Source organism: Streptomyces sp. B15, from assembly GCF_018070605.1.
GTDB lineage: Bacteria > Actinomycetota > Actinomycetes > Streptomycetales > Streptomycetaceae > Streptomyces > Streptomyces smyrnaeus.
Genome location: NZ_JAGPXJ010000017.1, coordinates 85,656 through 104,065, shown reverse-complemented (window position 1 = coordinate 104,065; position 18,410 = coordinate 85,656). Strand labels below are relative to the sequence as shown.

16 protein-coding genes and 2 pseudogenes are annotated in these 18,410 nt (G+C 69.3%); 15 read left to right on the top strand and 3 right to left on the bottom strand.

The genetic code is table 11. The features are described 5' to 3' along the window. Nucleotides 1-313: 313 nt before the first annotated feature. The 14 genes and pseudogenes from KBY19_RS36420 to KBY19_RS36410 all read left to right on the top strand — a co-directional run. Nucleotides 314-805 (top strand): annotated as a pseudogene (locus KBY19_RS36420) (MFS transporter); the annotation flags it as partial. Nucleotides 806-909: 104 nt separating this feature from the next. Beyond that, nucleotides 910-1,752, top strand: a complete 843-nt coding sequence (locus KBY19_RS36415; RefSeq protein WP_247690863.1) for a hypothetical protein — start codon at nucleotides 910-912, stop codon at nucleotides 1,750-1,752. A 551-nt stretch (nucleotides 1,753-2,303) separates the two neighbouring features. Further along, nucleotides 2,304-3,803 carry a cryptochrome/photolyase family protein gene (locus KBY19_RS11080; protein ID WP_210965678.1) on the top strand — a complete coding sequence of 500 codons (1,500 nt, stop codon included), beginning with the start codon at nucleotides 2,304-2,306 and terminating at the stop codon, nucleotides 3,801-3,803. Nucleotides 3,804-4,623: 820 nt separating this feature from the next. After that, the gene (locus KBY19_RS11075) at nucleotides 4,624-5,697 is read left to right on the top strand and encodes a MerR family transcriptional regulator (RefSeq protein WP_210965677.1); all 1,074 of its coding nucleotides are present in this window, start codon (nucleotides 4,624-4,626) and stop codon (nucleotides 5,695-5,697) included. Nucleotides 5,698-5,719: 22 nt separating this feature from the next. Continuing rightward, entirely contained in the window at nucleotides 5,720-6,229 is a 510-nt protein-coding gene (locus KBY19_RS11070) for a hypothetical protein (protein ID WP_210965676.1), read from the top strand. A gap of 337 nt (nucleotides 6,230-6,566) precedes the next feature. Beyond that, on the top strand, nucleotides 6,567-6,941 hold the full coding sequence (locus KBY19_RS11065) for a hypothetical protein (protein WP_210965675.1): 375 nt from the start codon (nucleotides 6,567-6,569) through the stop codon (nucleotides 6,939-6,941). A gap of 669 nt (nucleotides 6,942-7,610) precedes the next feature. Continuing rightward, nucleotides 7,611-9,158 (top strand): sodium:solute symporter, encoded by a 1,548-nt coding sequence (locus tag KBY19_RS11060; RefSeq protein WP_099876814.1) that lies wholly within the window; start codon nucleotides 7,611-7,613, stop codon nucleotides 9,156-9,158. Further along, entirely contained in the window at nucleotides 9,155-9,733 is a 579-nt protein-coding gene (locus tag KBY19_RS11055; RefSeq protein WP_099876817.1) for a sigma-70 family RNA polymerase sigma factor, read from the top strand. Before KBY19_RS11060 ends, KBY19_RS11055 begins: the two co-directional genes overlap by 4 nt. Beyond that, complete coding sequence (locus KBY19_RS11050) at nucleotides 9,730-10,053, top strand: hypothetical protein (RefSeq protein ID WP_185015903.1); 324 nt, start codon at nucleotides 9,730-9,732, stop codon at nucleotides 10,051-10,053. The genes KBY19_RS11055 and KBY19_RS11050 overlap by 4 nt, the downstream gene beginning before the upstream one ends. Nucleotides 10,054-10,134: 81 nt before the next feature. Then, nucleotides 10,135-10,374 carry a DUF3311 domain-containing protein gene (locus tag KBY19_RS11045; protein ID WP_247690847.1) on the top strand — a complete coding sequence of 80 codons (240 nt, stop codon included), beginning with the start codon at nucleotides 10,135-10,137 and terminating at the stop codon, nucleotides 10,372-10,374. Between the two features lie 560 nt (nucleotides 10,375-10,934). Beyond that, nucleotides 10,935-12,635: a carbon starvation protein A gene (locus tag KBY19_RS11040; RefSeq protein WP_185015904.1), complete on the top strand. Its 1,701-nt coding sequence runs from the start codon at nucleotides 10,935-10,937 to the stop codon at nucleotides 12,633-12,635. Continuing rightward, nucleotides 12,632-12,889 (top strand): cory-CC-star protein, encoded by a 258-nt coding sequence (locus tag KBY19_RS11035; RefSeq protein ID WP_019359067.1) that lies wholly within the window; start codon nucleotides 12,632-12,634, stop codon nucleotides 12,887-12,889. The genes KBY19_RS11040 and KBY19_RS11035 overlap by 4 nt, the downstream gene beginning before the upstream one ends. Beyond that, nucleotides 12,880-13,869, top strand: a complete 990-nt coding sequence (locus tag KBY19_RS11030; RefSeq protein ID WP_099876825.1) for an ArsA family ATPase — start codon at nucleotides 12,880-12,882, stop codon at nucleotides 13,867-13,869. The genes KBY19_RS11035 and KBY19_RS11030 overlap by 10 nt, the downstream gene beginning before the upstream one ends. Nucleotides 13,870-14,611: 742 nt before the next feature. Beyond that, nucleotides 14,612-15,110, top strand: a pseudogene (locus KBY19_RS36410) (transposase); the annotation flags it as partial. Here KBY19_RS36410 and KBY19_RS11025 read toward each other — a convergent pair. The 3 genes from KBY19_RS11025 to KBY19_RS11015 form a co-directional block, all read right to left on the bottom strand. Next, a complete protein-coding gene (locus KBY19_RS11025) occupies nucleotides 15,107-16,069 on the bottom strand; it encodes a CU044_5270 family protein (RefSeq protein WP_185015905.1) in 963 nt (320 codons plus the stop codon). The pseudogene KBY19_RS36410 and the gene KBY19_RS11025 overlap by 4 nt on opposite strands. Beyond that, nucleotides 16,062-16,679, bottom strand: coding sequence for an RNA polymerase sigma factor (locus tag KBY19_RS11020; RefSeq protein ID WP_099876831.1), 618 nt, complete (start codon nucleotides 16,677-16,679; stop codon nucleotides 16,062-16,064). Before KBY19_RS11020 ends, KBY19_RS11025 begins: the two co-directional genes overlap by 8 nt. A 135-nt stretch (nucleotides 16,680-16,814) precedes the next feature. Then, nucleotides 16,815-17,399 carry a TetR/AcrR family transcriptional regulator gene (locus KBY19_RS11015; protein WP_099876833.1) on the bottom strand — a complete coding sequence of 195 codons (585 nt, stop codon included), beginning with the start codon at nucleotides 17,397-17,399 and terminating at the stop codon, nucleotides 16,815-16,817. A 115-nt stretch (nucleotides 17,400-17,514) separates the two neighbouring features. Here KBY19_RS11015 and KBY19_RS11010 point away from each other — a divergent pair, with 115 nt between their 5' ends. After that, nucleotides 17,515-18,390: an NAD(P)-dependent oxidoreductase gene (locus tag KBY19_RS11010; protein ID WP_210956398.1), complete on the top strand. Its 876-nt coding sequence runs from the start codon at nucleotides 17,515-17,517 to the stop codon at nucleotides 18,388-18,390. The last annotated feature ends 20 nt before the right edge of the window (nucleotides 18,391-18,410 follow it).

The window sequence follows — 18,410 nt, the reverse complement described above, 5'->3', positions numbered from 1 at the left end:
TGCCACGGAGCGGGGGCCGAGGCCGGTACGGTCCGAGGCGCGACAAGCGCGGATACCACGGAACAGGGTCTCCGCCAAGGCGCGAGCCACGAGAACCGGGCCGGGACCGGGCCGAGAGCCCAAGACGCATCTTCCGACGGAGGGCGCCAGAACGGGCGCCTGCGGCGTCTGGATACGCGTTCTCTTCCGGTCGGACCGGGGCAACCGGGCGACCGGCGACCCCAACCATAAAAGCTAATAATTTGCTTTAGCTGCGAGCGAACCTTACGGTACTTAAAGCTAATGGATTGCCTTTACCTTCGGAAGGGAACCCATGCCCAGCGTCCTGTCCGATCCGCCCGCGATACCCGAACCACCCGCATGCCGCTCCCCCATGACTGCCACGACCTGCGCGGAAGACGATGCGGGAGCGGCGAGCCGTGCGAGAAGCCGCAGGGCTGCTTTCGCGCTCGACACGTCGATCCTGGCGGCGCTCCTGGCCGCGTCCAGCGCCCCGACGCCGCTGTACCCCCTCTACCAGGACCGGTGGGGCATCTCCGCGCTCGTCGTCACGGTGGTCTTCAGTGCCTACGCCCTTTCTCTGCTGCTCGCCCTGCTCACCACCGCAGCGCTCTCCGACCACCTGGGGCGGCGCCCAGTGCTGACGGGAGCCCTGCTCGTCGAGGCCGCCGCCATGGTCGTCCTGGCATCGGCGGACAGTGCGGCGCCCCTGATAGCCGCCCGGGTCCTGCAAGGGGTTGCCACAGGCGCGGCCACCAGTGCCGCGGGAGCGGTGCTACTCGACCTGGACGATCCTCGTCGCCCAGGCCGGTCGGCCCTGACCAACAGCATCGCCCCGGTCGCCGGAATGGCAACCGGCGTCCTGCCGCCACGCTCCTCGTCGCCTTCGCCCCCGCCCCCACCGTCACCGTGTACGTACTGCTGGCCGCCCTGTTCGTCGCCCAGGCGCTCGCGGTCACGTTCACCGAGGAGACGGCCGCCCGCCGTGCCGGTGCGCTGCGGTCGCTGCGCCCACGGCTCCGTGTCCCGGCCACGGCCCGCCCCGCCCTGCTGGCCGTCAGCACCGGGGTCGTCGCCATCTGGGCGCTGGGCGGCTTCTACTCCTCTCTCGGACCGGCCCTGGTGCGCCTGGTGGCGCCCGAGGCGCCGCAGGCGGCTCGCGGCATGGTCTTCTTCGCTCTCAGCGCCAGCGCCGCGCTCACCGTGTGGACGCTGCGGCGTACGGCGCCGTCCACCGCAGCGATCGGCGGCTGCGTGACCGTGCTGCCCGCCACCGCGCTGACCCTGGGCGGCCTGCACGGCGCCGGACTGCCCGCCGTCTACGGCGGCGCGGCCCTGGCCGGCGTGGCCTTCGGCGCCGTCTCACAGGGGGCGCTGCGCATGATCCTCGCCTCGCTCGAGGAGGCCGACCGCGCCACGACCCTGGCCGCCTACTACGTCCTCAGCTACCTCGCGATGAGCCTGCCCGCCGTCGCCGCGGGCGCCGCCACCCAGCTGTACGGGCTCGCGACAACGTCCCACACCTATGCCGTCGTCAGCGCCCTCCTCGCACTGGCAGCCCTGGCGGCTCTTGCGACACTCGCCGCTCCACGGCGTAGGGCAGCACCCATCCCGCAGCCGACCACCTCGACGGACAACAACGGCACCGTCATCGCCCCCGCGACAGTCCAAGACATCGCACCGAGAGCCGATCAGCGCCACAGGCGCCCGTCTGAGCAGTCCGCAGCTCCGGGGTCGGTACCCACCCGCTGAACGGGCGGTTTCACCGGCTGAACGGGTGGTTCGAACGGGTAGCGGACTCACCGCCCCCGCCGCGTATGCGGTAATCGCCTGGCGGCGTCCGGACGAGGCCACCACTCCGCCCCAGCGGCCTCCTCCTGCCAACTGCCGCACCGCTGCGACATGCATGGTGGCTCTGGCGTGACGGAGCCGGGAAACGACCCGGGTGGCTCTCGGAGCAAGCTGCTGAAGGAACGACAGAGACACGGACGGACGGCCAGCGGGTGAGAGGCCGCCACAGCGGAGGCGACCGACAGGAACGGTATGACGAAGCTGAACGGACTCGGCCGGCGATCGCCGGAAAGCGTCGTGGGGCGAGGGATGCGGAGCGTGAGACCTGGTGGCGTCCAGGGGCACCGGGGACCAGGCTTCCAAGCGCGCGACGGACCGGGGCCGAGGACAACCGCGCCTGCCCGAGAGTGAACGGCAGCCGATCACGTGCCAGCAACCGCTCCTCCATCCGGCCCACGGCCCCCGGGCATTCCGAGTACGCACACGGTGGCACCGCGACGAGGGAACACATCATGCACTGGCTTTTCGGGGATCAGCTCGGCCCCCACTTCCTGCGCCCCTCGATGGACAGTGGCCTCACACGCGACACGCCCCTCCTGATGATCGAGGCGCGCTCAGTGTTCCGGCGCCGCCGCTTCCACCGCGCCAAGGCACACCTCGTGCTCTCCGCAATGCGCCACCGGGCAGCCGAACTCGGGGACCGGGTGACCTACGTACGTGCCGACACCTATCGGGAGGGGCTGGCACAGGCGGCGGCCAACGACACGGTCACCGTCCACCGGCCGACCTCGTACGCAGCCGTGCGACTCGTGCGTTCGCTGCCCCGAGTCGCCATGGGCCCGGCGCGCGGCTTCCTGGTTCCCGTCGACGACTTCACGGCGTGGGCAGACGGCCAAGGCGGCCAACGGCTGCGCCAGGAGGACTTCTACCGGTGGGTGCGGCGGGGGCATGATCTGCTGATGGACGGAGACACTCCGGCCGGCGGCAGGTGGAACTACGACCAGGACAACCGGGAGCCCCCTCCGCGCCGAACTCCCACCCTGTCTGTTCCCGCCCCGTACCGGCCGCAGGAGAGCGCGATCGACGACGAGGTCCGGCGCGATCTGGACCAGTGGGAGAAGGATGGCGACGTTACCTTCGTCGGCCGCGACGGGCCCAGAATGTTCCCCGCCACCCGACGGGAGGCCCGCACCGCCCTGAAGCGTTTCCTCGACCACCGGCTGGCCACTTTCGGGCCGTACGAGGACGCGATGCTCGCCGACGACCCGGTCATGAGCCACAGTCTGCTGTCCTCGTCGCTCAACCTGGGCCTGCTCGACCCGGCGGAATGCGTGGACGGGGCGGAGGCGGCATGGCGGAACGGACAGGCACCGCTGAACAGCGTGGAAGGCTTCATCCGGCAGATCGCCGGCTGGCGCGAGTACGTGTGGCAGCTGTACTGGTACTTCGGGGAGGAGTACCGGCACTCCAACGTCCTGCGCCATACCGACCCACTGCCCGGCTGGTGGCAGGAGCTGGAGGCGGACGCGGTCCGCGCCCGCTGCCTGCGCACCGTACTGGCCCAGGTGCGGGACACCGGATGGACACACCACATCCCCCGGCTCATGGGTCTCGGCAGTTACGCCCTCCAACAGGGCTGGGACCCGCAGGCCGTCACGGACTGGTTCCACCGCTGCTTCGCGGACGGATACGACTGGGTCATGGCCCCCAACGTGGTCGGCATGTCCCAGTACGCCGACGGGGGCCGGATGACCACCAAGCCGTACACCTCCGGGGGCGCCTACCTGAACCGGATGAGTGACCTGTGCGGGCCCTGCTCCTACCGTCCGGGCGACCGGGGCGGCGAGCACGCCTGTCCGTACACCGTGGGCTACTGGACGTTCCTCGACCGGCACAGAGCCCGGCTCGAACGCAACTACCGCACCGCGAGGGCGGTACGGCAACTCGACGGGCTCCCTGACTTCGAACAGGTCCGCGCACACAAGCACAACCGCGCCGACACACCGCCATGAGACACACATCGGAGCCGATGGGGTGAACGCGTGCTCTGCCAGATGCGATGCACGGCTAACAACACCAGCAGGTGATGCCGCTCCCCGCGGGATCTTGCGGCAGTGCACCCTCCGCGTTGCCCGGCCCAACGGCCGTGCGGGCTACGGGAGTCGGCACGCATCGAGATCGTTGCACTGGGAAGCCGCGAACGATCCAGGAGTGCCTGCAAGCGGTTCTGTGGGACGGCACACAGGCTCTCGCTCCCATCGATCTGCCGCTGTCCGCCGGACGGGTCGTCGTCCCGCTGAATGACCGGTATGACCGGTGATGTGCCGGTCGCCGTCTCCACCGCCGGTCCAGTACGCCGTCCACGCCGGATCGGCGCCCTCCGGCAGCAGCCGGACCCACCGGGCGGTCGGCGAGGTCGGTCGACGAGACCGAAGCGTGCCCGACGAGCGAATCATCGTCCACATGAGCAGCCGGAACACCTGAAACTGCCGGCTTCATCAGAGTCGGCTCGATACGGGATTGCGCGGTGATCAGCGCGGCGTTCGCCGGGGCGATGGCGCCGGCGTGCAGATGAGTCCGATCCACGTGGGAAAGCCGCGAGCCGCGCCGGTGACTACGGTCCCCATGGGAGAGCCGTGAGCGCCCAGCGACTTGCTCGTCACGTCGATGACCGGATCGGGCTGACGTGCAGCTCGCTGCGGCCGCCAGGCCATCCGTTCTCGACGACACACCGGGCCAGGCGCAGCCTGCCGGTCGCCGTCAGCAGGGCATCGCGGTGGAACAACACGTCGATGTTGACCTTCGAGTTGGTTGAAGCTCAATGATGGCGACGTGCCGAATTCTGAACTGATGCCAATCGGGGTCTTTGCCCAACGCAGTGGTCTGACGCCCAGCGCGTTGCGGTTCTACGCCGACTCCGGGCTGCTGCCCCCCGCCGAAGTGGACCCGGCCTCGGGCTACCGCTACTACGGCGCTGACCAGGTGGCACGGGCGACCGCGCTGCGTCAGCTCCGCGAGATCGCCATGCCCCTCCCCGCGGTCGAGGCCGTCCTCGACGCCGGGGCCGACGACGCAGTGCGACTGCTCGACGAGCATGTCGCCAAGATCGTCGACGACGCGGCGACGGCACGGCAGAAGGCCGCCGTGATCAAGTCCGCGCTCGGCGGTGACGTGCCCGGTCTGCTGATCGCCATGCTGAAGGGTCCCGTGCTCGCGGATGCGGTGGAGCAGGTCCTGTCCGCGACGGCGCACGAGCCTGGGATGGCACTGATCGCCGGCTTGCACATCGAGGCGGATCATGAGGCGGTCGCCCTGACGGCGACCGACCGGTACCGGCTCTCCACCCGGACCCTGGTGCCGGCGCGGGCGGCGCAGCAGACGTGGGTCGGCACGGTCGACGGCGACGACCTGCGGGCCGCTGTCGCCACGGTCAGGCGCAGTGCGATGGTCCGCATCGAAACGGCACCGCACGGGATCTGGCTGCGCATGCCCGAGCGGGAGGACTGGCACTGCCGGTTGCTGTCCGAGGACTTCCCCGATCACCGGCTGATGCTCGCGTCCCTGGGCGAGATCAGCACCCGCGCGATGGTTCCGAAGGATCTTCTGCTGCGCGCTCTGGAAGAACACCCCGGCGAACGCGTCGCGCTGCACGTCTCCGATCAGGGGGTGAACCTCCGACCCTCGAACGACGAGGACCCCGGCGTTCAGCTCCCCGCCACCGTGACGGGTGGGGCTCTCCAGATCCGGTTCGAGATGACCACGCTCTATCCCGCCGTGAGCACAGCCATCGGTCCCGACGTGCTGCTCGACCTGAGAGGACACGACAAGCCCGTCACGATCCGCTCCGCCGACCGCGGCGATCTCACCACCCTGGCCATGCCAGTCAAGTTCGACCACTCAGCCTGAGAACGACACCGAGGAAAACGTCATGCCTGCCGCACCCGCCTGCCCCGACCCGACCATGCAAGCCATCAGCCAGGCCGTTACCGAAGGCCGAGGGGGCAACACCCATTCCGCCCGCCGGAAGCTCCTGAACCTGTGGTCGGCGATCGGCGTCACCGGCGACCCGCTGCACCGCTGCTCACTCGCCCACTACCTGGCAGATCTCTACGAAGACCCTGCCCAGGCCCTCGCCTGGGACGTACGGGCCCTGGACGCTGCCGACGCCATGACCGAGCAGCGCGTCCAGGAGCACCACGCCAGCCTCCACCTCGCCGGGTTCTCCCCCTCCCTCCACCTCAACCTGGCCGACAACTACCGCCGACTCGGTTCCTTCGATGCGGCCACCGAGCACATCAACGCGGCTGAAGAGCACGCCCACAACCTCCGCCAGGACGCATATGGTGCCTTCCTGCGCTCCGCCCTTGATGAGGTGGCGGAGGCCATCTCCCGGCGGGACACCACCAAGCGGCCCTCCGCGCCCGGCCCCACCGCATGAGGCACCGGAACCCGCCCGTCGCCGTGCGCCACCTCGCTCACGTCGCCGCAACCGCGTCGCGCGTGCGTCCGACTCGGCGACTCGCATCGGCGAATCGCAGGGCGGCCGACGCCATGATCGCCTCGGATTCACACTTCTGCAGCATTTTCGAGACATGGCGACTCCGTGGAAGAGATTCGCTGCTTTACGCAGTCAACGCTCGGCGGTTCCCGACCATGGAGGCGTTCATTGTCTCGGCAGGTGAACTCGCCCGGGATATTCACGACGCCTGGTACGCACTTCCCGCATCACCTTGCATTCGGCGCGTCACAACAATGGCGAGAGCTACCATGTTTACGTGGATGAGAACAGAGCGCTTCGAGTTGTGGACGCACTGCGGCAGCGTGGCGTAGACGCTCACCTGGCCCGTGAAGGTGTCTACCAGATCGGTGTGCGCGTGGTTCTGCAGGGTGGTCGTGAGGCCGCCTGGGACACGGACGGCACCCTGGGCCTCGAAGCACAGGTCATGCAGAACGGGACTTTGGTCGGCTTTGTGCCGTCCATCGAGGGCTCCGAGGACTTCGACCTCGATCAGACCGTCGACGCAATCGTGCGGACGGACTACGACAAGCCGATCGCCCGCCACCAGCCCACTGCTCCGCCGCCGTCACCCCCGCTGGCCCCCGAGGGCGGCCTTTTTCGCCGCTTCCTCGGCGGTTTCCGTGAACGCTGAGAGAGACGGTCTCCTTGCCGGCCGCGAGCACGAGCATCGGTGATGACCAATAGTGGATTGCGCATCAGCTCGTCGCCCCTTCCGTCTCGTCGCAAGACGCAGAGCGGCGCTGGCGTCGGCGGCGCCTTTCGGTTTTCGGGTTTCCGGTTTCCTGGATTTCCGAGGCAGCCGTAGCGGTGAACACCAGAACGCACGAGTCCGAGCAGTACCGCCAGCCCGGCGGGTAGAAACGGGCGTCGTCAGTCCGCCTTCCCCTTGAGGCGGCGTGCGAGGTACGCGCGGCTCAGCACCGACGCCGGCCCATCGCGTGTACACCGCCAGCAGGCACAGGTATGCGACCGGCACCTGGGCGAACTGGTACCGAGAAGCGCGTGCTGGCCGACCTCGGCTCCGCGCCGACTTACCACGGCGTCCAGGGCGGGCCCGCCGCAGGCCCCCGACGGGCCACGATCAACGACATGGCGTGACCGTGACGCACCGTAGCCGGTGACGCACGGTATGCGCTATGGCCTACGATCCTCTCCTGGCCGCTGTAGGCCTGTGTGCAGGAGATCTCCACCCGTCGGCAGGGTTGACAGTACATTTCCGGCGGATGTCGATCCCTGTCCTCCGGTCCGGCGGCCCGTGCACGTCTGCGCAAGGGAACAGGCACACCAAGGACGGTGACCCATGGCCGGTACAGCCATGACTGCGGCGTTTCTCGCGGTGCTCGCCGGGGCGTCGCTGCTCGCGGTCACCGCGCGCCGCCTGCGCCCCAACGACCGGCTTCCGTCCCTGGAGGGCTGGGCGCTGGCCGACCGGAGTCTCGGACCCTTGTGGACCTGGGTGCTGCTCGGCGGCACGATCTTCACGGCGTACACCTTCACCGCCGTACCAGGACTGGCGTACGGTAACGGCGCGCCCGCGTTCTTCGCGGTGCCCTACACAGTACTCGTCTGCCCGCTCGTCTTCGTCCTGCTGGCCCGGCTGTGGACGGTGGCCCGCCGGCACGGCTACATCACCGTGGCCGACTTCGTGCGCGGGCGGTACGGATCCGCGCCACTGGCCCTGGTGGTCGCGCTGACCGGGATCCTCGCGACGATGCCGTATCTGGCGCTGCAGCTACTGGGCATACGCGCGGTGCTGACAGCCGGCGGCATGTACCCGCGGGGCGCGACCGGCGATCTGGTGATGGTGGCGCTGTTCGCCGGGCTCGCGGTGGCGACCTACCGGCACGGGCTGCGGGCGCCGACCGTCATCTCCGCGCTGAAAGCGGTCGCCGTTTTCGTCTCACTGACCGCCGTGACCTGGCTGGTCCTGGTGCGGCTCGGTGGTCCGGGTGCGGTCTTCGAGGGCGCCGCCCAGCAGCTGGGCTCTCCCGCGCTGCTCCTCAGCCCTGCTCATCAGCCCGCCTACGCCACCCTCGCCCTGGGCTCTGCGCTCGCACTGTTGATGTACCCGCACGTGCTCACGGCGGGCTTCGCCTCCGACGGTTCGCGCACCCTGCGCAAGACCGCCGTGGCGCTGCCCGTGTGGACCGGGCTGCTCGCACTGTTCGGGTTCCTGGGGATCGCTGCGCTCGCGGTGGGGGTGCGGGCGCCGGAGGGCGCGGCCGAGGCGGCCGTGCCGATGCTGGTGGACCGGCTGATGCCGGGTGCGCCGGCCGGGCTGGTGTTCGGAGCGATCACCGTGGGGGCGCTGGTCCCGGCTGCGGTGATGTCGATCGCGGCCGCGACCAGCTTCGTCCGCAATGTCTATGTCGAGTACGTCCATCCGACGGCCACGCCCAAGCGGCAGGTTCGCGTCGCCAAGTTGGTGTCGCTCACCGCGAAGGTGGGCGCGGTGGCGTTCGTTTTCGGGCTACGCGATCAGGACGCCGTCAACCTCCAGTTGCTCGGCGGGGTCTGGATACTTCAGATCTTCCCGGCTGTGGCCGTGGGGCTGTACACCCGATGGCTGCACCCCCGGGCCCTCCTTGCCGGGTGGGGCGTGGGCATGGTGGCCGGGACGTTCCTCGTGGTGCGGGAAGGGTTCTCGCCCATCGTGCCGATCGGCACGGATGCCGGACCGCTGGAGATATACGTCGGGCTCGTCGCGCTGCTGCTCAATCTGACTGTCGCAGTGGCCGGGAGCGTCGCTCTCGAACGTCTCCGCATCCCGCGCGGCGCCGACCTCACCGACCTGCCCCCGCGTCTGACCGTCAGGCGGCGCCGCGAGACGGGAGCGAACAACCCATGAGACACAGATCCGGCATCCCTGTGCCCGTGCCGCAGCCCGCGGTTGCAGCCGAGGCACTCGCCTCCGCGATCGACGACCCCGCAGACGCGGAAAGGGAGGCCGGTGTGGCTCGGCTGTTCGAGCTGCACTACACCCCGATGCTGCGACTCGCCGTGCTGCTGGGAGCCGACGATCCGGAGAACGTGGTCGCCGAGGCCTACTACCAGATCTACCGCAGATGGCGACGGCTGCGGGACACTGCGGCAGCTGAGGCTTATCTGCGCTCCACGGTCTGCAACCTGACGCGGATGCGGATACGCCATCTGCAAATGGCACGCAAACACGCGGTGAGATCGCCCGACGAGATGGTCGCCTCGGCCGAGAGCACCGCGCTGCTGCGCGACGATCAGCGTGCGCTGATCGACACGCTGCGGCAGCTCCCGACCCGGCAGCGTGAGGCGCTGGTGCTGCGGCACTGGCTCGGGCTGAAGGAAAGTGAGATCGCCGCTGCGATGGGCATTTCCTCCGGATCCGTCAAGACGCATACGGCGCGCGGTATCGCAGCGCTGACCCAGGCGATGGAGGCCCGGAAGTGAACGACACCAGTCCCGACCGGACGGAGAGGGAACTGGGCGAGGCCCTGGCCGCGCTCGCGGACGGGGTGCGGGGTGCCCCCGACGCCTACAGCACTGCGCGCGGCGACTGGCTGCGCCGCGAGCGTCGGCGCAGGCTCGTCCTCGCGGTGCTCATCGCGGTCGTGTTCACACTGGCCACGCTGATCGGCCTGTGGGTGCTGAACCAGACGCCCTCGGAGCGGGGGGTCATCTTTTCCGGTGCGGGGTCCGGCAGCGGGGTTCTCGCGTCACTTCCCCGAACCCTCCCCGACTGCCTCGTGCCCTGCGCCTCAGCCGTGTGACCGCTCGACCGGTTTGCTGTCCTGCTTTGTTCGCGTAGTCGGCGAGGGAAGGGAGCCTCCGTAATGCCGGGGAGACCTCAAATGAAACCAGCGGTGATCACGCCGGCCCGGGTAGTGATCGCCCTGTGTCTCGTCGCCCCGTTCGTCGCGATGCTGTGGGTCGGCTCCTACGCCAAGACCGGCCCCGCCTTGATGGGCATCCCGTTCTTCTACTGGTACCAGATGCTGTGGGTGCCGATTTCCGCAGTGCTGACGATGATTGCCTACCAACTCTGGCGGCGTGACCAGCGGGCACGTCGGGGCGGGGACGCCGCGGAGTGAAACGGGGGCAGTGGCGTCCGGTGTGTGCGTCGCGCTGCTTGAAAGCCGGGGCCGTCGAGGAGGTTCTCCGGACTCGGCACAACGGTCGCCGGCCGGGACGCCGGGGCGTGTCCGTGACGTCATGACCCGCCACCTGAAACTCGAGGAAATCTCCTGTCAACCGAACCGCAACCTCCGGCAACTCCTGAGCAGACCGCCGGGCGACCGGCTCGCGGCATTGATGCAGGAGGTCAGGGGGCACCATTGGCAGACAGCGGGTACGGACTCACGCCGGGCCGGATGCTGACCGACGGCTGCGGACAGGTGTGTGTGGGCGTGACGGGAGAGCTCCGCCACCGCCCCGGCACAGTCGCCGCCCACGCGCAGCATCCCGTGGCCGGGTACACCGCCGAGCCATGCAAAGCGGGCGCAGGCGCCCGACTCCCCGTTCCGGTCGCCGGTCTCCCTCGGTCGAGGAGGGCCACGCTCCACCGTCCACGCTGTCTGCCTGCCAGGTGCACATCGTGCACATCCCGTGCAGGGCAACGGCTCAATTCCCCAGAACCCAGAGAGCGTCTCGCATGAACGCACTTCCGCTGCTGTTGATCGGCCTTGCGATATTCGCGGGCGGATATGTCCTCTACTCGAAATTCCTTGGCAACCGGGTCTACAAGCTTGACGCGTCCTTCAAGACGCCCGCGCACGAGCTGCAGGACGGCGTGGACTACGTCCCGACCAACAAATTCGTGCTGTGGGGTCACCACTTCACCTCGGTCGCGGGGGCAGCGCCGATCGTCGGCCCCGCAGTCGCCGTGATCTGGGGCTGGGTGCCCGCGTTCCTGTGGGTCACCCTCGGCACGGTCTTCTTCGCGGGCATGCACGACCTGGGAGCCCTGTGGGCCTCGGCGCGCAACAAGGGCCGCTCGATGGGCACGCTCTCCAGCCGCTACATCGGCGCCCGGGGCGCGAACCTCTTCCTCGTCGTGATCTTCCTGCTGCTCCTGATGGTGATCGCGGCCTTCGCGGTGGTCATCAAGGACCTGCTGATCTCCACTCCCTCTGCGGTGATCCCCGCCTGGGGCGCGGTCGCGGTGGCGCTGCTGGTCGGCCAGGCGGTCTACCGCTACAGAATGAACCTCAGCCTGGTCACCGTGGTGGGCGTCGCGGCACTCTACGGCCTGATCCTCCTCGGTGACGCCGTCCCTGTGGAGCTGCCCGACCCGATCCTGGGCATGTCCCCGGCGACCTTCTGGATCGTCTCCCTCTTCGTCTACGCCGGCATAGCCTCCCTGTTGCCCGTGTGGGTGCTGCTCCAGCCGCGTGACTACATCAACGGCGTCCAGCTCTTCGTCGGGCTCGGCATCCTGTTCGTCGCGGTGGTGCTGAGCGCCCCGAAGGTCGTCGCCCCGGCCTTCAACGACGCCGTGCCCGCGGGCACCCCGGACCTCCTGCCACTGCTGTTCGTGACCATCGCGTGCGGCGCGATCTCCGGCTTCCACGGCATGGTCTCCTCGGGCACCTCCTCGAAGCAGTTGGACAAGGAGACCGACGCCCGCTTCGTCGGCTACTTCGGCGCGGTCGGCGAGGGCATGCTCGCGCTCGGCGCGATCATCGCCGCCATCGCGGGCTATCGCACCATGGCCGACTGGAAGGCCGTCTACACCGCCTTCGGCGAGGGCGGCGTCGGAGCGTTCGTCACGGGCGGCGGCGAGATCGTCAACAGCGGCCTGGGCCTGTCGGCTTCGCTGAGCTCGACGGTCCTGGCCACCATGGCGATCCTGTTCGCCGCTACCACCATGGACACCGGCATGCGCCTGCTGCGCTTCGTCGTCCAGGAGGCCGGCGAGGCCGCAAAGTTGAAGATCAGCAATGGTGTCGGCACCCTCATCGCGCTCGCCGCCGGTATGGGACTGACCTTCAGCCAGGGCGCCGATGGCGCCGGCGGCCTCCGTATCTGGCCGCTGTTCGGCACCAGCAACCAGTTGCTGGCCTCCCTTACCCTGTCCATCGTCGCGGTCATGCTGATCCGCAAGCGGCGCAACCCGGCTCCTGCGCTGGTGCCGCTCGCGGTCGTGTTCGTGATGGCGTTCTGGGCCGCGCTCGCGCAGCTCGGTGACCTCTACGACGCCCGGGACTGGCTGCTGCTGACCATCGACGTCGTCATCATCGTCGCCGCCGTGTGGGTCGCCTTCGAGGCGGTCGTCGCGATGCGGCGGGCGTCCCAGGAGCCGCCCGAGGCCCCTGACGCCGATGTGACGGAGAAGGCCGAGGTGACGGGGTGACATCCCGCTGGGCCTCGTTCCGGGCCGGGCTGGAGGAGTTCTACGCCGGCCCCTACCGGCGTACCTTCGCCCGCGCCCGGCGCGAGGAGGACGACCTCTTCCGGATGGTCGTCCTCGCGGAGGCACTGGGCGTGCCCGACCCGGCGGCGTACTACACCGTCGAGCTGATGCCCGCCCTCTACGAGGACTTCCACGCCTGGCACCGCCGGATGGGCATGGACCGCTCGCCACTGGAGCATGTCGGGTGCTGCTAGATCTCATCACCTCGCGCAGGGTCGTCTTCGTCGGCGGCAAGGGCGGGGTGGGCAAGACGTCCATCGCGGCGGCGCTCGCCCTCGGCCGTGCCAGGGCGGGCGCCCGCGTGCTGCTGGTTTCCACCGACCCCGCCCACAACCTCGGCCACCTCTGGGACCGCCTCGTGGGCGACGAGCCCACGCGCCTCGCCGGCCCCGGGGACCTCGCCCCCGGGGCCGGGACGGCGGGTTACGTCGACGGACTGGAGATCGACCCCGAGCGCACGGTCGAGCAGCACCTGTCCGCGGTCGCCGGGACGATGCGGCGGCTGCTGCCCGAGCGGATGCACGCACCGGCCGCCCGGCACCTGGAGCTGGCCCGGCTGGCACCCGGCACCCACGAGTCGGCGGTGCTGGAGCGGATCGCCGAGGCGGTGGAGCTCGGGGAGGAGGCGTACGACCTGGTCGTCTTCGACACCGCCCCGTCCGGCCACACGCTGCGGCTGCTCGCGCTGCCCGAACAGCTCACTTCCTGGACCGAGACCCTGCTCGCCAACCGTGACCGGTCCGAGCGGTTCGGCGCCGCGGTGCGCGGCCTCGGCGGCGGCGAGCAGTCGGACCGCGACGCCGACCTACGCCGGATCCTGCTGCGCCGACGCGACCGCTTCGCCCGGCTGCGCGAGGTGGTGACGGACCCGGCGCAGGCCGGGTTCGTGGTCGTGCTGACCGCCGAGCTGCTCCCGATTGCCGAGACCATGGAGGTGTACGAGAAGCTCACCGGCCTCGGCGTCGAGGTGGCCGCACTCGTCGCCAACCGCCGTTCCCCGGCGGACGCCGGCGAGGTGCTCGCCCTGCGCCGGGGGCAGGAGGACCAGCACCTCGTCCGACTGCGGCAGCAGGTGGACGTACCGCTGCTCGACGTACCGCTGCTGCCGGGGGATCTGGTGGGCACTCAGGCCCTTGCCGCGCTGGCCGACCTGCTCGGACCCTCCTCTGCCTGAGTTCCCGGATGATTCCGGACCACCTGCTGGGCGGATGGACAGCTCTTTCCGATGGTTCATCGTCGACAGGAAGGAACCGGCCTCCATCCTCCCGCCCCTGCCACCGCTGCAGGCGCGGCGGCAGGGTCCGGGCAACCACGAGGAGGTGTCAGCCGGACCGGAACGCCGACGGCCGCCTGGTGAGGTGGTTCGAGGATCTCTCGTCCAACCAATCGGCGGGTACGACACGGCGTCGGACTCGCGTACGTGGACGGCGACGTCGTCCACGCGAGCCAGGGCCGTACGGTTGCCGACCTCGAAGGCGTGACCTCATGGAGGCTGACGTTTCGTCACCCCTGCGGCATGCCGTCTTCACGAGCTGAGCGCCTGGTGGCGCTGGAGTGCCGTCGGCACAGGCGTCGTCGGCTGGTCAAGCGTCCGGGAAGCCGAAGCGGCGACGGCGAGCGTCGGCACCGCGTCGACGACCGGATGACGGCTGAGGCGAACCGTCCCGTGGATCGCCGTTGCATGGCGGCCAGGTCGCCGGACGGCAGTGGCCGGGTATCGGCCATTGGTCGTGCGCGCTTCATGAGCAGCTCACAGGCTCTTCGGCCGGCACTGTGACGATCGGGCGAGAGAGCCCCATCCATCACCTGGGAGGGTCCCGCACGGGTCTGCCAGGAGGCACGCGACCAGCCATGACGACTCCATCCATCGCAAAGGCCGACGCAAGGCCGCGGGACGGGTCTGTTGCATATCGCTGCTCTGGTGGAGCCGTTCGCGGAACTGTCCTGCCACCGTCGAAGATGTCGACCGGCTCTGGCAGGTCTTCCTGCGGCGCTTGGACATCGAACACACCTTCTGGTTCCTCAAGCAGACCCTGGGCTGGACATGCCCCAAGATCCGTACACCCGATGCCTCCTATCAATGGACGTGGCTGATCCTCGCCGTCTACGCCCAACTCCGTCCCGCCCGACCGCCGGCGCCGATCTGCGACGGCCATGGGAGAGACCCAGCGAACCGCACCGGCTCACATCTGCCCGCGTCCGCCGCGACTTTCGGTACATCCGCCCCAAGGCAGCATGTCCGGCCAGAGCACCGAAACCCACCAGCCCAGGCCAGAACGGCCAGCAAGCCGCAAGAACACTCGCCCCGCCCCACGCTACGACGTCCACACAGTCCGCAAAACGGACACTGCGAAACGAAAGAAGAAGACGTCAACCACCCCTCACCCACGGCGCACAGGTCAAGGATCAAGCTAGGGGCGCTGCCTCAAGCGGTCGACGATCGCCCACTCCACCGTGTGCGAGAGCTGGACGTACGTCCTGCCGGAAGCCGTGGACCCCTCACTGCGGAAGCCCAGGAATTCATAGGATTCCGCATCAAAGATGAGGTAGCTGCCCTTCTGGGCCCCCTGTCCGGTGTAAGCGATCCCCACTCCCGGGCGCCCGGCAGAGTCCTTCACGCCCGGAATCGCCTTGACCCCGTCCACCAGGGCCAGTGCCTCGTACGCGGCGGGACGCATCCCCGGGGGCAGCACCGGATGCTTCAGGAGCTCACCGAGCAGGAAGTAGGCGCGGAACCAGTCGAAGCCGGAGAGGTCGTCGATCGACTGGTCGGTCGTGCCTCGGGCGGAGACGATGGCCGGAACGAGCTTCTCCGGATCGGTCGGGAGCTTCTTGAGCTTGCTCCACTCCCGGGGAGGCCACACGGAGCCGCCGTCCTTCATGGGCTCTTCCCAGATCACGTTGCCGCGCTCCATGGTCAAGGAGCGCTTGGAGCCGTCCACCGAGTCCCAGTTCACGTCCACAAAGGTCTTGATCTTGCCGGTCTTCCGGTCCCTCTCCTTGATGATCCGCTTCGAGTAGATGAACTGGTCGCCGCGCGGCGCAACGGGCGTCTCCTGATCGCCCGCGTACGCCGCCGCCCCTTTCAGCACCTTCGCAGCGGCGGCGTTACGCATCTGCGGGGCTGCCGTGCCCGCGCGGTCCGGGCCTTCGCCCTCGCTAGTGATCAGCACCGCCGTCCCCGTGATCGCCATGGCGACCACCCCGGCCGTCGCAAGGCGCAGCGCGCGGCGGCGGCCGAGTCCGGTGTCGGGGTGCCGCTCCGTGCGCGTGATCGTGTTGAGCAGTCGGTGCCGGGCCTGTGCCCGGGCCGGTTCGGTGAGCGGGGACGCGTCGGCGTCCCAGTCCCGCAGGAGTTCGAGTTCGTCAGTCATGGCCGGATGCCTCTCGCAGTGCCGTCGGATCGGATCCGCCCAACGCTTCGCGTAGCTTGCTGCGAGCCCGGTGCAGCCGTGACCTGACCGTGCCGATGGGGACACCGAGGGCCTGGGCCACCTCCTCGTAGCCGAGACCGCCCCACGCCACCAGCAGCAGCACGTCCCGATGCCGCGCGGGCAGTGCGGCCAGTGCCGCCGCCAACTCGCGGCGTACGGCCAGCGCTCCCACCCGGGCCGCAGCACGTTCGGCCAGCGGCTCCTCGTGGTCGGCGGGAGCCGGAATGCGGGCCAGGGCCTTGAACCGGCGGGCCTCGGCCCGCCGGTGCCGGCCGACCAGGTTGGTCGCTATGCCGAACAGCCAGGGCCGGGCGCCGTCGCCCGTGGCCCGCGCGGGGTCGTACCGGTGCCGCTGCTGGAAAGCAGTGGTGAAGGTCTCCGCCATGAGGTCGTCGGCCGGCTCGCCGCCGAGCCTACGGGCCAGATAACGGTGTACCGCATCCGCGTGCCGGTCGAAGAGCACGGCGAATGCCTCGGGCTCATCCCGGGACCGCGCAATCACCGAGGCATCACTGTCCACCCCCGTGCGGACGCCTGGCTCGACGGTCATCGGGGCTCCTCTCGTTCTGGGGAACGCTTCGAAGGTTTGGGCTTTCATCTCTCCTTCGCCCGTCGCCCCCGGCGAGTTCCCTCGGGCCCCTGGCCGCTGGTCTCCAGGTCCTGTCTCCCCGATCACAAGTGGCCTTTACGAGCGGGATGCTCCGTATGAATCCATCAAGCGGGCCAGTTGTCGGCTCGCCGCCCGTAGTGGTTCCTCGCTGCGGTTGACCTGGGCCGTCACTTCGGCGCCTTCCAGGGCGCTGACGATGGTGGTCGCCAACTCCTGGGCGTCGCGGACCTGGAAGCCGGAGCGCAGGAGCTTGTCGGTGACCGTCTGCTCCCAGCTGCGCAGTGCGTTGACACATGCCTGCTGAATTTCGGAGTCGGTTCCCAGGGTTTCCAGTGCCGCCGCCGTGACCGGGCACCCGTCGGTCCAACCCGACGCGCGCAGTCCTTCGGCGAGCTGCCGGGCGCAGGCTTGAACGCCCGCGCCCGGATCCTCCTCGCTGTCCAGCGCGTCGCGGAGGACCGCCGCGAACTCCTGGCTGCTGTGCTTGATGGCGGCGACCGCAACGGCCTCCTTGCCGCCCGGGAAGAAGTGGTAGACGGAGCCCAGTGTGGCCTCCGCCTCATTGGCGATCTGCTTGATGCCCGTGCCGACATAGCCCTGGCGCTGCAGGAGGCGCGCTGCGGCGATGACGATCCGGTCCCGGGTGCTGGCCTGTCCCATGTGCACACCCTACTGGTTAGAGCGTTCGTTTTAGAGCCGTGTTACATTGCCTCCGCACTCTAAATAGAGCGCTCGTTTTAGTCGCCTCGTCACTCGTACCGCGGAGGTCTTCCCAATGAGCAGCAAGCAGTCCGTGACCGTCATCGGACTCGGCCCCATGGGGCAGGCAATGGTGCACGCCTTGCTCGGCAAGGGTCACCGGGTCACCGTCTGGAACCGCACCCCATCCCGTGCCGATGCCCTCGTCGCGCGCGGCGCCGTACTCGCAAAGAGCGCCGAAGACGCCCTGACCGCCAATGAACTGGTCGTCCTGAGCCTCACCGACTACGACGCGATGTACGCCGTGCTGGAGCCGGCGTCCCACGCCCTGGCCGGCCGAGTGCTCGTCAATCTCAGCTCCGACACCCCGGAGAAGACCCGCGCTGGGGCACGGTGGGTGTCCGAGCACGGCGGGGTCCACCTCACGGGTGGCGTCAACGTCTCGCCTTCCGGCATCGGACAGCCCGGGTCGTCCACCTTCTACAGCGGGCCGCGCCAGGTCTTCGATGCACACCGATCCACCCTCGAAGTCCTGACCGGCACGGACTACCGCGGCGAGGATCCCGGCCTGGCCGCGCTCCTGTACCAGATGGGCATGGTCATGTTCTGGACGTCCACGCTCAGTTACTGGCAGGTCATCGCACTCGCCGACGCCAACGGACTCACAGCAACGGACGTCCTCCCGCACGCCACCGAGACCATGACCGGGCTGCCGGGCTTTCTCTCCTTCTACGCAGAGCGCATCGACGCCGGCGAGCATCCCGGCGACGTGGACCGCCTCGCCATGGGCATGGCCAGCGTCGAACACGTTCTGCACACCAACGCCGACGCGGGCGTCGACACGACTCTGCCGGCCGCCGTGGCCGCTCTGTTCCGGCGCGGCATGGACGCCGGGCACGCGGCGGACAGCTTCTCCAGCCTGGTGGAGCTGATGAAGACGGCCAAGGCATAGCCGCGGCACGACGCGATACC

Bases quoted from the DNA above. Each gene is read 5' to 3' on its own strand.
- KBY19_RS11025 (WP_185015905.1), bottom strand. From the start codon at position 16,069: ATGACTGACGAACTCGAACTCCTGCGGGACTGGGACGCCGACGCGTCC.
- KBY19_RS11080 (WP_210965678.1), top strand. From the start codon at position 2,304: ATGCACTGGCTTTTCGGGGATCAGCTCGGCCCCCACTTCCTGCGCCCC.
- KBY19_RS11015 (WP_099876833.1), bottom strand. From the start codon at position 17,399: ATGGGACAGGCCAGCACCCGGGACCGGATCGTCATCGCCGCAGCGCGC.
- KBY19_RS11060 (WP_099876814.1), top strand. From the start codon at position 7,611: ATGGCCGGTACAGCCATGACTGCGGCGTTTCTCGCGGTGCTCGCCGGG.
- KBY19_RS11020 (WP_099876831.1), bottom strand. From the start codon at position 16,679: ATGACCGTCGAGCCAGGCGTCCGCACGGGGGTGGACAGTGATGCCTCG.
- KBY19_RS11010 (WP_210956398.1), top strand. From the start codon at position 17,515: ATGAGCAGCAAGCAGTCCGTGACCGTCATCGGACTCGGCCCCATGGGG.
- KBY19_RS11070 (WP_210965676.1), top strand. From the start codon at position 5,720: ATGCCTGCCGCACCCGCCTGCCCCGACCCGACCATGCAAGCCATCAGC.
- KBY19_RS11045 (WP_247690847.1), top strand. From the start codon at position 10,135: ATGAAACCAGCGGTGATCACGCCGGCCCGGGTAGTGATCGCCCTGTGT.
- KBY19_RS11040 (WP_185015904.1), top strand. From the start codon at position 10,935: ATGAACGCACTTCCGCTGCTGTTGATCGGCCTTGCGATATTCGCGGGC.
- KBY19_RS11055 (WP_099876817.1), top strand. From the start codon at position 9,155: ATGAGACACAGATCCGGCATCCCTGTGCCCGTGCCGCAGCCCGCGGTT.